Source organism: Alteromonas mediterranea DE, assembly GCF_000020585.3.
Lineage (GTDB): Bacteria > Pseudomonadota > Gammaproteobacteria > Enterobacterales > Alteromonadaceae > Alteromonas > Alteromonas mediterranea.
The window spans coordinates 3,093,940-3,107,093 of record NC_011138.3; the positions used below are offsets into that span (position 1 = coordinate 3,093,940).

The 13,154-nt window shown below is 45.4% G+C and carries 10 protein-coding genes and 1 pseudogene; 3 read left to right on the forward strand and 8 right to left on the reverse strand.

Annotation, left to right across the window (positions count from 1 at the left end):
- Nucleotides 1–17: 17 nt before the first annotated feature.
- From MADE_RS13730 to MADE_RS13745, 4 genes are all read right to left on the reverse strand, one after another.
- A complete protein-coding gene (locus MADE_RS13730) occupies nt 18–635 on the reverse strand; it encodes a TcpQ domain-containing protein (RefSeq protein ID WP_012517963.1) in 618 nt (205 codons plus the stop codon).
- A 177-nt stretch (nt 636–812) separates the two neighbouring features.
- A complete protein-coding gene (gene lpxL, locus MADE_RS13735; RefSeq protein WP_012517962.1) occupies nt 813–1,748 on the reverse strand; it encodes an LpxL/LpxP family Kdo(2)-lipid IV(A) lauroyl/palmitoleoyl acyltransferase in 936 nt (311 codons plus the stop codon).
- A 182-nt stretch (nt 1,749–1,930) separates the two neighbouring features.
- Complete coding sequence (locus tag MADE_RS13740; protein ID WP_012517961.1) at nt 1,931–2,188, reverse strand: DUF3081 family protein; 258 nt, start codon at nt 2,186–2,188, stop codon at nt 1,931–1,933.
- A 217-nt stretch (nt 2,189–2,405) separates the two neighbouring features.
- Nucleotides 2,406–2,966: an outer membrane beta-barrel protein gene (locus MADE_RS13745; RefSeq protein ID WP_020744007.1), complete on the reverse strand. Its 561-nt coding sequence runs from the start codon at nt 2,964–2,966 to the stop codon at nt 2,406–2,408.
- A 315-nt stretch (nt 2,967–3,281) separates the two neighbouring features.
- Here MADE_RS13745 and MADE_RS13750 point away from each other — a divergent pair, with 315 nt between their 5' ends.
- Together MADE_RS13750 and MADE_RS13755 are read left to right on the forward strand one after the other, a co-directional pair.
- On the forward strand, nt 3,282–5,531 hold the full coding sequence (locus tag MADE_RS13750; RefSeq protein WP_012517959.1) for an acyl-CoA dehydrogenase: 2,250 nt from the start codon (nt 3,282–3,284) through the stop codon (nt 5,529–5,531).
- A gap of 150 nt (nt 5,532–5,681) precedes the next feature.
- Nucleotides 5,682–6,239: a hypothetical protein gene (locus MADE_RS13755; RefSeq protein ID WP_012517958.1), complete on the forward strand. Its 558-nt coding sequence runs from the start codon at nt 5,682–5,684 to the stop codon at nt 6,237–6,239.
- Here MADE_RS13755 and MADE_RS20305 read toward each other — a convergent pair.
- A pseudogene (locus MADE_RS20305) lies at nt 6,236–7,766 on the reverse strand (IS3 family transposase). The gene MADE_RS13755 and the pseudogene MADE_RS20305 overlap by 4 nt on opposite strands.
- Nucleotides 7,767–7,883: 117 nt before the next feature.
- Between MADE_RS20305 and MADE_RS20310 the strand changes: the two are divergent.
- Nucleotides 7,884–8,051 carry a hypothetical protein gene (locus MADE_RS20310; RefSeq protein ID WP_012517956.1) on the forward strand — a complete coding sequence of 56 codons (168 nt, stop codon included), beginning with the start codon at nt 7,884–7,886 and terminating at the stop codon, nt 8,049–8,051.
- A gap of 93 nt (nt 8,052–8,144) precedes the next feature.
- Here MADE_RS20310 and ltrA read toward each other — a convergent pair whose 3' ends face one another.
- The 3 genes from ltrA to MADE_RS13780 form a co-directional block, all read right to left on the reverse strand.
- Entirely contained in the window at nt 8,145–9,416 is a 1,272-nt protein-coding gene (gene ltrA / locus MADE_RS13770) for a group II intron reverse transcriptase/maturase (RefSeq protein ID WP_012516968.1), read from the reverse strand.
- Nucleotides 9,417–9,654: 238 nt separating this feature from the next.
- Nucleotides 9,655–9,852, reverse strand: coding sequence for a hypothetical protein (locus tag MADE_RS13775; protein WP_012516929.1), 198 nt, complete (start codon nt 9,850–9,852; stop codon nt 9,655–9,657).
- 378 nt (nt 9,853–10,230) lie between these two features.
- Nucleotides 10,231–12,741 (reverse strand): TonB-dependent receptor, encoded by a 2,511-nt coding sequence (locus MADE_RS13780; RefSeq protein ID WP_012517954.1) that lies wholly within the window; start codon nt 12,739–12,741, stop codon nt 10,231–10,233.
- Nucleotides 12,742–13,154: the final 413 nt, after the last annotated feature.

A 13,154-nucleotide genomic window follows, 5' to 3' on the forward strand; every position in this document is an offset into this window, starting at 1 on the left:
GTACTTGAGCCTTCCCCTTAGCCAGTAACCAAACGACACTTAGTAGAGAGGAACTCGGTTTCTTCTGCGGTGACAACAAGTGAGCGTTGCCCCGCACATAAGTAAGCTTTTACTTCGCCTTCAAAGCTGCTATCAATGGCGCTGGCAATTTTCGCTAGCGACCCTGACACCGTATTATCTAGTTGAAACTGATGCTTGATAACAAAGTCTTGCTCTAAATTCCATATCACCTGCATCCCTTCTGCCTGGGCATACTGTGAGATTGCCTCGCGAAGTGTATTGCCCTCTTTGAACGTGCGGTATTTATGTTCGCCCGTCCAGTTTTTTTCAACAGGGCGTGTTTGGCTCGACATGTTCGCCAATTTGCTATCTAAATTTGGGTCGACGCCTGCAACATCAATGACAAAATCACCTTGCTCGTCTTCTTGAGGATCGGTGGCCGACATTCTAAAGTCGCGATAGAACTCGCTGAGCCCTTTAGATACCGACTTTTCCTCTTTTTGCGATTCAGGAGCAGGGGCTTGTTCTTGGTTTTGTATCATGTAAATAAGCACACCAGCAGCAATGACAAGCACAACCGCAATACCAATTTGTTTCGCCCAAAATGACGAACTTGAATAACTTGTCTGTCCCATAACCTACCAAAATGCCGCATCAAAAACAGGAACGCAGTAAAAAAAGTGATAACCACGTCTTTATGTTGTTCTTGTTATTCTAGTCTACCTATACCCGATAAGCCCATTATTCTATTTATCTAATTTTGCAACAATTGCAAAGTGCTGTCTTTCAGCCTTTGTACGTAAAACCATTATTTATAACGATTTATAAAGGGACTCAGGATTATCTGCTGGCCTAGTTTTAAAACGCTTGTGCATCCATAAGTAGCTCTCAGGTTGCTCTTTCACTGCGGCATCAACATGCTTATTGAGCAGCGTTAATGCTTCAGTATCTTCCATTTCACCTAGCTCAGAGAGCGGTGGATAGATTTTTATTTTGTACCCGCGTTTTGTGTACTGTGAGGTAATAATCATTGGCTCTGAATGGCTACGCCTAATGAACATTAACGTTGCCGTTGTTGTGGCGGTGTCTTTTACACCGCCAAAAGGTACAAATATGCTTTGTTTAGGGCCGTAATCCTGGTCGGGTAAATACAAACACAGCTCTTTATCATCTAACGCAGCAAGCAGCGCCTTGGCGTTGCGCTTATCTATCATGTATTTGTTAGAACGGTTACGTCCGTGATACTGAAGGTAATCAACCAACGGGTTATTGTGCTTCCTGTAAAAAGCGATACTTGGATGATAAAAACCAATGCCTCTGCAGGCGAACTCCAAATTCATATTATGCAGCGCCATACCGAAAACACCCTTCCCACTAGCCAATGCCGCTTCCACGTGCTCGGAGCCCTCAATCTCGATGGCGCGCTTTACTCGCCAGCTAGGCCACCACCAGCCCATGGCAGTTTCAAATAATGCCATACCGGTACGGCGTATGTTTTCTTTATACAAAGCGTTAATATCGCTTTCGTTAAGCGACGGATTCCAAAGGGCAAGATTTCGCTTCGCGACTTTTGCTCGTTTAGGCACAATAAGCGCAATAAGCTTTCCTGTGCCTCCACCAATAGCGCGGATCACAGGTAGAGGTAACCATGTAATCATATAAAGTATGAATACACCTAGCCATACGGGCCAAAACTTAGGGCCCAGAAATGACAGTTTAAACTTAGGAGCTTTGATTGCCGCTGCCAATGTCTATATCCTTTGAACTGAATTGGGCGGCATTGTAGCAGAAGCTTTTTTCGGGGGCTAATAACGCCAGACAAGCGCCAATACGCTTGCGATAAACTCAGGCGCAAACTAAAAGCGGTGTATTAACGCAAGTGGCATTGACGCTCCCCACTTGCGTCAGTCAAAGACAGTCACTGTGGCGTTTAATATTCTTTATCTATCTCTTTTAACTTTTTCTCGAAAGACTCATATTTATCTTTCGAGTCATAATCAAAGTGATATTGATTATGAAAGCCAAACTGCAGTTTCACATTTACGTCTTCAATAAATAGCGTATAGCCGTCATGGTCAGTAAACGCGGTAATACCGTTAAGTTTATACTGCTCGTTTTCTTTCGCGCCATGCTGGCGAATCTTGTCGAAAACCTGAAGTAGGAACTTGCTGTCTAATTCGTTTTTCATTGTAAATCCGTTGTTATGAATTTACCTATTTTTACATGGAATAATAGGTTTTGGATTTGTTTGACGTACTTTGTATTTATGCCTGTTTCCCGCTAATAAGAGTAAGCAATCACATTTGCGCTATCCCCTTGAACACTGATAAGAACACGCCGCCATCTGCGAATTACTATCGAAAAATTAGCCGCATTTGATCTCTATTCAAGGCATAGCGTCCGCATTAAAAGTTATATCTAAAGCCTAAATTTACGATGTGTGCAGAAAAGTCGTCTTTACCACCGAAGTAAGTATATTCAACCCGCACCATCGACTTCATTCCTACATAGTAGTCGAAACCTAACCCAGCTAAACCCGCCACAATAGTATCATCGTAGCCGCACGCCAACGCTTCAGTACCACAGGCAGAACTATTTATCGACACCTGCTCAATATCTACACTTGCAACACCCAGCTTGTAATAGAGCTCGCCTTTCGGGCTACTTGCTTTCCCTAATAGGGCTAAATACGGCCCCTTGCTCGATAACGATTGTTCGTCGGTATCTGCATCAATAAGCGAAATGTAGCCGCCCTCGACATACCACTGACGGTGGAAGCGATACCCTAGCGCAGCGGAATAGCTCACATCGGCTTCACTATCTATTTGTGTATCAACATTTCCATAGCCAATATTCGCCACAGCATAGCCGTTAACGTTGGCTGACACTAAACCAGAACAGAATGCGCCTGCTATTGCTGCACTGCCGATGAAAAGTTTTGCGAATATTTTTGAAAAGCTGCGCATGTTTGTTACATCTCCTTGTTTAAGAACGCTAACTATAAAAGACAACAGCAACAATTTAAATGTAAAGAAGCGTAATCGTTTGGTTTAAAACACATCAAAAACACCAGTTAGCGTCTCTGCTGAACCCGATCTCAGAAGGCTTTTAACTATTAAATATCAGCAATGTTAATCAATTGTTTATCAAATCCGTACGTATAAAATAGCTGGCTTACCATTAAGACCATGAAATAATTAACTATTTTACAAAATTTGATCTTTTTAAAATTAGGCGTATTATAAACCCACACAACTGGTCAGATGAGCGGATGAGTTATTATGAGTATCAGAACTAGCTTAAAAAAAGTATTACCCCCAATTTCAGTCACAGAACAAGAAGCCCTAGACGCGGGTGACGTGTGGATTGAATCTTCTATTTATCAGGGTAAGCCTGACATGCAGGCGTTACGCGATATCCCTCAGGCAAAACTGAGCGCAGATGAACAAGCATTCATGGATGGTCCAGTAGCTGAGCTACTGAACATGATCGATGACTTCGAACTAGGTAACGGCAAGCACATTCCTCAGGAAGTGTTAGATTTTCTAGGTAAGAACCGTTTCTTCTCTATGATCATTCCAAAGAAATTTGGTGGTCTTGAGTTCAGCCCGTATGCAAATTCGACAATCGTTGCAACAATCGCAGCGAAAAGCGGCGCAATCGCTGTAACGGTTATGGTGCCTAATTCATTAGGTCCGGGCGAGCTTCTAATGCATTACGGTACGTCAGAGCAACAAGACTACTGGTTACCACGTCTTGCTGATGGCCGCGACATTCCGTGCTTTGCACTAACAAGCCCAGAGGCAGGTTCAGACGCAGGTGCTATCCCTGACGCGGCAATCGTGACTAAAGGCGAGTTTAACGGTGAAGAAGTACTTGGTCTTCGCGTAAGCTGGGACAAGCGCTATATCACGCTTGCTCCGATTGCAACCGTACTTGGCCTTGCATTTAAAGTATTCGATCCAGACCAACTTCTTGGCGACAAGCTAGAGCTAGGCATTACTTGTGCCCTTCTACCTAAGTCTCACCCAGGTGTTGAGCTAGGTAACCGCCACGACCCAATGGGTGTGCGTTTCTACAACGGTACGACTCGTGGTCAAGACGTGTTCATTCCAATGGACTTTATCATTGGTGGTCAGAAGAACATCGGTCGTGGCTGGCAGATGCTGGTTAGCTGCCTAGGTGCAGGTCGTGGTATTTCACTTCCAGCAATGGGTGTAGCTACCGCACAGGCTGCGTTTAAAGGCACGGTTGAGTATTCATTCGTACGTGAGCAGTTTGGCCTTCCCATTGGTCGCTTCGAAGGTATACAAGAGAAAATGGCTGACATTGCAGGTAAGACATTCTTACTTGAAGCAATGCGTGTACTAACAACTGAAGGCTTAGGCCTAGGCGTTAAGCCATCTGTTGTTACGGCTATTGCCAAATACCACATGACTGAACTTGGTCGTGACGTGATGAACTCGGCAATGGATATCCAAGCAGGTAAAGCGATTCAGCGCGGCCCTCAAAATACGTTGGCCGGCGGTTACTCTGCACTTCCAATTGCGATTACGGTAGAAGGTGCAAACATTCTAACCCGTAACCTTATGATCTTCGGTCAAGGTGCAATGCGTTGTCACCCTTACCTGAAAGATATGGTTGACCTAATCCACAGCAACGAGAGTTCTGCGGATGCTGAGTTCAACAAGGTACTTCGTAAAACGGTTGGCTTTAGTGTTAAAAATGCGTTCCGCAGCCTAGGTAAAGGCTACCTTCCTTTCCTACGCGAGAGTGAGTCTGCACTACCTGAAGTACGCAAGTACGAAAAGCGTGTAAACAGCATCTCAGCGAAGCTAGCACCACTGGCTGACTTGTCGCTTGCAGTACTAGGCGGTGATCTTAAGAAAGCCGAGCTTTTATCTGCACGTCTAGGTGACGTAATGAGCTACCTATACGGTGCAATGGCCGCGATTCGTTTCTACGAGCAGCGTATTGAAGATAGAAAACTTGCACTACCGTACTTCGAGTACGCTATGCAATGGTCTTTACAACAAGCTGATCAGGCAATTGTTAACTTCATCAACAATTTCCCGAACACGGCGACACGTGGTCTAATGCGCCTACTTACCAACACTTACACCAACAGTGTTGCAGGTATTAGCGACGACCTAGTACGTGAGCTTTCAATTGCATCTATGCAAGATAACAGCGTGAAAGACCAGCTTACGCACCTTGTTCGCGCATGCCCTGGAGACGGTAACGACATTAATGAGCAAGCGTTTAAAGCGAAGCACGCGGTTGCGCATCTTCTTGGTAAAGTGCAAAAAGCACTGCGCAAAGAGCCTGTTGTGCCGTTCATCTCATTTGAACATACGCTTAATAAGCTTCAAGAAAAAGGCGTGGTTACCGCTGATGAGGCGGCTAAGCTTCACGACTACAACGAAAAGCGCAAGTTAGCGGTTCGCGTTGACGAATACACGTTTGATATGGAACTTGTTCCAGCATCACAAACGCTTAAAGCGATTGACGGCGGTCAAAGCGCGGCATAAACGCCGAGTTAAGACCAAGCGTTACATACCTGTAAAGCCCTATCCTTCGATGGGGCTTTTTTATTTACAAGAAGTAACCCCCTCTTTATATTGTATAGTTTCTGCTCTACCATTAGGCTATCGAAATATTCTTATTCCAAGGTTTAGGTAGTGGAGACAACACTCACAACTCTCAAAAAAGGTGTTTTACACTTAATTTTTCTTTTACCACTCTCTCCCCTATCACATGCAGAAGTCGTTGCTGAGCCCGACAAGCAAAGCCATGAGGTAAGTCAAAAGGAAAAATACGTTGTAGGACATCTCAATCATCCCCGGGTTAATAGTTTTTATAAGCCGCTTATCGACAAAGCTTATCGTGATATTGGTATTGAGATAGTGTTTGAAACTGTAGGGGGTGAAAGAGGCCTCCATCTACTAAACGAAGGCATGACAGATGCGGATGTCATTCGCTATGATGTTGTGAGTCAAGCGGATAACAATATTGTGATTGTACCGCCGGCACTCTCTCACGGAGCATCGTTTCTTTTATGTATTCGCGGGGCAGAATGTAATAAAGACATCATTCAAAACCCTGATAAGGCCATTGCTGCAACCACCCGCTTTTTTATTAATATGCGCGCCAAACCGGGCGAGTTGAATGCGAATATCTTTGAGTTCGATGACTTTAATCACGGCGTTTTTCAAGGTAGTTGTCGCCTGAGCTGTTAAGCTGCTTCTTTTTTATTCTCCGGATTTAGCTCTACGCTTCCGATCTTATCCCAGTTTCTGGTTTCACCAGACCAACGACTTGGATTTCTCACTTTTGCCTCGGCATATAACTCAGTGCGCTTTGCCAGTATCTGTTGGTCTTCACCTTTGTGTCGCTGCTCTGGGGTAACGAATCTTATGCGGCTATGGCGATGTTCGGTGTTATACCAGCGGACAAAATCTCGCACCCAGGCTCGCGCTTCCTCCAGCGACTTAAAGCCTTCACTCGGCCATCTATGGCAGTATTTGACTGTGCGGAACAGAGATTCTGAGTAAGGGTTGTCATTACTGACACCGGGACGGCTACGTGAGCCGATAACGCCCATTTCAATCATCTTAGCTTGCATGGTCAGGCTCTTCATCGGACTGCCATTATCAGAATGTAAGATTATCTCGTCATTCACGCATTTCTCAGACCATAGCGTGCGTTCCAAGAGGTTAGCGGCATGATCACCAGACTCGCAATCATACACTTCCCATCCCACAACTTTACGGCTAAAAATATCCATTATCATGTACAGATAAAAGAACCGACCAATGACCGTAGAGGGGCAGTACGATATATCCCAGGTCCACACTTCACAGGGTCCCGTAGCCGTAAATCCATCAGGTTTTGCCTGTGTACCTTTGGGTTTTGCTTTGCCTCTGTGGCTAAGCTGATTATTGGCTTTCAATATACGGTAAAAGCTGGATTCCGAACCCAGATAAACTCCCTCATCGGCCAACATGGGCACAATCTGACTGGGCGGCAGACTGGCAAACCGCTCTTCATGCAGATATCCAAAATGGCTTGTTGTTCTATCTCAGTTAGCTTATTTGCAGGCGTCGGCCTGCTCGCCTCCGGGCGCTTATCTGCACAAATTCCATCCGCGTCCCGCCATCGTTGTAACGTGCGCAGGGATAAGCCGATGATGCCACAGGCTTTGTGCTTTCTGGCCCCCGCACTAACGGCTTCATCAATCAGTGAAATATAGTATTGCCTATCTGAGAACGTGGTTAGTTGTCCTCGTCTTCCCCCCAGTAGGCATTTAACTTTTTTCTAAGCACCAGAAGCGCAGCAGTTTCGGCTAACGCTGCGTCTTTGCGTTTTAACTCTCTTTCCAGCTCTTTAATGCGTTTCTTATCCGCTTTACGTTCCTGGGCCTGCTGTTTACGCTTATCCGCCTCGGATTGATTACCGGAGATACAGCTATGTTTCCATTGCTGGATTTGCTCCGGGAAAAGGCCCTTTTTCCGGCAGTATTCACTTACCTCAACTTCCGACATGGCAGCAGTCTCTATCACCGCAGAAAACTTCTGCTCTGCGGTCCAATTCTCTGGCGTATTACTTTTAGTCAAACTGAAATCGGCCTCTGTATACTTGTCCCGCCAACCATACAACGTAGACAGGCTAATACCTTCTCTTTGCGCAAACTGGCGTAATGATAAACCGCTTTCAATCAACTTACTAACCACTGCCTTTTTATGTTCTTCTGGATAATGTCTCACTCATGCCTAACTTCCGCACCCTGTCTAATACTATGAAAAACTGAGGCGACAACTATCCTGACACAGGGGGATCATGTCATTGGTTTATTACTCAATGGTCGCTTTGATTATGCCATTATGCCCAGTGACTTCTCTGAAAAAGCGATTTTTGAACAGTCAGGCATTGAGTATATTCCGCTTGTTAAACACGAATTAGTACACGTAATCAACAAAAAGCACGCCCATTTAGTCGATGACTTGTCGGCATCTATAGCCAAGCAGCTTGCATTATTAGACACTGAATAAACTGAATAAAGTATCGAGTAGGGTGAGGCATCACCGCCTCATCCCTCTCACAGAACCGTACATACGGACCTCGTATACGGCTCATGTACATAGTTATTTAGCGTAATTGCTAAACACATATCCCGTTGCAACATTCTCCAAGTTCATTAGCCCGATTTCATCAAACCAACTGTTTGGCATTGCGTAGCTTGCTAAGGGACTGCGTGCACTGCACCAACTCGTCATGTTGATATGAGCAAACTGACCTTTATAACCGTGCTGTCTTAGCCAGCGATGGAGGCGGCTCGCCTTTTTCCATAACTTGAGTTGAATGCTGCGCAAGCGGCGTCTTAGCCAGCTTGCTATTTGCTTAAATGCCCTGCTCGCATTGGCTATCTTGAAGTAATAACTGAACCCTCTTAGCAGTGGGTTTAGTGCATTGATAACTGATTGCAGCGGCATTCCGCCATTGCGTTTCGTCATCTGCTTGAGCTTCGCCTTAAACGCGGTGAGTTTCTTGGGCTGGATGCGGGTATATTTCGTCCCAATTTCAACACCAAGGAACTTCACACCATCATCACTGTGAGTGATGTGTGTTTTATCCGTGTTTACACTTAGCTTTAGTTTCTCTTCTAAGATATGTGTGGCTTGCGCTTTGGCATTCTCTGCCGCTGCACGACTGCTACACAAAATCAGGATGTCATCAGCATAGCGCACTATGCGGTGCCCTCGCTCTTTCATTTCCTTATCGAACGCATCCAGATAGATGTTCGCTATGAGCGGGCTTATTACCCCACCTTGCGGACTGCCTGTCTCTGTCTGCTGCCAATGCCCATCAACCATTACCCCACTTTCTAAGAACTGAGTAATTAACTTCAACACGCTGCCATCACGCACCCGCCTTTTGATGCTCTTAATGATAAGCGTATGGTCCAGCTTATCGAAGCACTTCGACAGGTCCATATCCACCACGTGTCGCCGTCCGTATCGACGGATGAACATGGTGGCTTTATTAATGGCATCGTGACAGCTCCGCTTCGGTCTATAACCAAAGCTTGATGGATGGAACTGCTCTTCGAAGATGGGTGTAAGGAGGTCATTCAAGCATTGTTGAACCACTCTATCCCTAACTGTTGGGATACCCAATAGACGCTCACCGCCCCCGTCTTTCGGGATAATGACCCGCCTTACCGGTTGCGGTTGATAGCGTTTGGTTTTGAGTTCNAGAAGAAGCTGCGATAGTTCATTATCCAGATTTGAGGCAAACGCGCTCAGGCTCTGCCCATCTATTCCGGCCGCACCTTTCGCTTTGAATACCTTTTTAAACCCCTTGAACAGCCTCGCTTTATTAAGCAGGTGACCGTACAAACTATAATAAACCCGCATACTTCCTCTCGAAGATGGTGTGCTGTGTGGGGGTCAATATTATCCTTTCGTGCTGGTCTATTTCACGTGGCTGTTAAGCGTGCTAGCCCAATGGCAATCTACTCAACGTTCACCACATTACTCCCATGTACCGTTTCGTAGTCAGTCCGTCGCTTCCACAACGAACCAAGTACGAAGACGTCGATAGCTAATCGATTCGTGTACCACTAAAAAAAAATATCTACTCATCACAGACTTACTATGTACTTCCGCCCTTCGCCATCCCTATCAGCTTTTGGCTAATAGTGACGCCATCAAACACAATGCTGATGGTCAGCTCGGTTTTACCCTCCACACCATTACTGGCTTTCACAGGCCGAACTTTACTCACTACTACGGCTTCATCTGCCACCTCACACCGATTAACATCTTGAGTCTCCCCTTGAACGTTAACCACTTACTCTAAGTAAGTTTAGGTGCCAGGCTTCCCCAGTTACTGCACTGACGCCCTGTTAGAAATCCCACCCTCAAGCACAAAACAGGACTGACCGAGTATCGGGCTTCACGCTATTTTGCACGCTTACCCTCCTGTCTTGCCGAATCAGGTTCACTTGCGTTGTGTACCTCTAACTTCCTATGGCTTCCTTCGGACCCTGCCGTTGGCCAACAACGCCCTTGCCATTCGGATTATCTTCCCCTCAGTCAGGGTGATTCAGGTTTCTTTCAACCTGACGGGTTTGCCAGCTTCGCTGGGCAAACAAAAAAATGCCCACATAGAATGTGGGCATTTTTAATCTCTGCGTATCAGCGCGTCTTTACGCTGAATCACTCGATATTAGTCGAACATGTACTTAAGTGATAGTACTGTTGTACGGCCGTTTAGAGGGCGAGCACGAACATAACTACCTACTTCCGCTGAACCTTCTTCTGACTCAGTGATGATAAATTCATCAGTTGCATTGTTCATGTTAAGTGAAACCGAGAACTGATCATTAACCCAATAAGTAGCAAACAGGTTTACAAGGGTATAGCCTTCTTGTTTAAGGTCGTTGTTATCCTGTACATAGTACTCTGTAGAGCCTTGTAGTGATGCACCAACAGACCATGTGTCAGTTACGTACTCAGGTGTGATTGTCCAAATCCAGTCGGCTTGACGGCGAGGCGTGTTCCCTTCTAGCGCTGGGTTATTCACATCGTCGCTAATTTCAGCATCGGTCCACGTAAGGTTACCTGACATTACGAAGTTATCCGTTGCATTCCAACGACCTTCAAATTCAAGACCAGTCGCTTCGTACTCACGCATGAACGTAAGGCCGCTGGTTACTTCTGCTTGGGTATCTTCTGTAACCGTATCGAATAACGTAGCGTTAATCATTAGGTCTGACGTACCGTACTTGTAGCCAATTTCAAACTGTTTGGTTGTGTCGTAACCCGACGTTGTGCTGGTAAGACTACCGTCAGCATTCAACGTACCGCCAATTTGAAGTAGACGGTCAGCGATTGCACGGCCACCTTTTGAGTAACGAGCAAAGAATGTTTGGCTATCGCTTAGCAAGTAAGAGCCACCAATAGAGTAAGACGTATTGTTAGCACTGTAATCTACGATTTGTGATGCTGCGCCAGCGCGGTTAAGGTTAATCACGCCGCCACTGATAAAGCCACTGTTCGTTGCCGATGCATCTTCAATTTGCTCAATAACCCCGTTACCGTTTAAGTCAAAGTCCGCATTACCACCACAGCATGAACTAATTAGCTCACCCGAGGCTTCTGTTGTATCGTGACGTACCGACGCATCAATCAAGATGTTATCAGACAGCTCGAAACCAACGTTCATGTAAGGGGCTTTCGTTACGTAATTTAAATCCCATTCCCAAGAAAGGAAACTTGCAGACAGTAAACCATCTGACACAAGCTCAACGCCATCTGCGTCAGTGATAGTTAGAAGCTGTGAATTGTCACCATCAAGGGTTTGGATAAATGTCTGCCAGCTAGACCAGCTTGTCGCGATATCTTGGTTTGAGTAGTAATAACCCACAGTTAGGTCGATACCGTTATCAAACTCTTTACGCAAGCTAAAGTCGTTAATCATGTTACCTAAGTCATTGATGCGCGTATCAAACTGTAAGTTTGTGAACGCCTGACCTGTGTAAGTCTCACCTGCGCCTGGGCCGTTAGCAAGTACAACGCTGGTGCTATCACAGTTAAGCGCGTTTCCATCGCCATCTGTTGCACCACTACAAAGCGCTGAAGCGAAGTTTGATACGTCACCTGGGCCTGCTGGGAAACCGTCGGTGAATGGCGCGATAAAGCCACCCGAGATATCTGAAATACGGAACTTGTTTAACAAGAACAGGTTTTCAGCTACTTCTAAATCAACCTCTACGCCAAATGAGTTTACTTTTGACTCGATGCCGTCACGAACATCACGGTTCTCAGGGTTGCCATAGCTGTCAAAAGTAGAAATATTTGTGTTGTATGCAGAGTTTAGTGCTTGTGAGCTTGCATCATACCCTGGCACAGGGCCGTACTCGCCGTCACCTTTTACTAGCACAGGTGAAGGTAAGTATGTTGACACTTTGTCATCAAGGTTTTTATAGAAGAAACGGATATGCCCGTTATCTAACATCTTAGTGATGTTGAATTTAATCTGGCCACCTTGATCACCGTTATATCCCGTCTCACGAGGGCCTTCGCCGCCGCGGGCAAAACCAGCGATGTGATAGTAAAGATCGTCGTTGATTTCACCGCCGTAGCGAAAATCTAAGCGAAACTCTTCGTAATCAACACCGAATGAAGTACCGATAGCACCGCCGCCAACTTCACCAGTATTACTGATTAAGTTGATAACACCACCTGGTGAGTTACTCGCAAACGTAGATGCAGAACCACCGCGCACTGCTTCTACGTTAGCTACCGACCAGTCGTAACGTAAAAAGTTGTCAGCATTACCGAAGTTGATGTCACCGTACTCTAAAACAGGCAAGCCATCTTCGTGAATTTGCAAGAATTTAGAACCACCTGTCGCTAGCGGAATACCACGGATGGTGATGTTTGCATTACCGCCACCACCAGATGACTCTGCGCGGATACCAGGAAGCGCACGGAATACTTCAGCAGTAGAGCGAGGAGCAAGCTTTAAAATATCTTCTTCGTCAAATGCGCTAACCGATACACTAGCTTCCTGCATAGTCGCACCGCCTGGCGCTGCAGTTACCACGATTTGCTCAAATTTTTCTTTAGATTTGGCTTCAGAATCTGCTGTCGCAGCGTCTTGAGCGATAACTGACCCAGAAAGCGCAGTACAAACGGCAAGTGTCAGTGCGTTGAGTGTGTGATGTTTTTTCATATTTTCTCCGGCAATGTGTTGGAGTTGTTAAATCCTAAGTAGCCGCTTCCCCTAACTACTAGGGTTGGTGGCAACACAAACATACTTAATCGATTAAGAATCTATAACAAAAAAACAACATTGTAAACATCCTGTGAAAAACTTTTATTGTATTAATTGATTTAGCGCTACTCTGCGGTAACAAAAATAAAAGTAAAATGCTTGTTTAGTAAAGAGTAATACGATGCTAGCGGCTTCTTCATTATCGATTAAGAAGAATTAATGATGGCAAATAAACGCGTGCTAATTTCGATAAACCAATTTGAACTATGGTCCCATACACATTCAAACACAGAAAACGTACTATATTTAGCCTATGCTAAATGACAGGTAGGCACTCAAAGGTCACGTGTTTGCGCTAGCGAGAGTTCTGA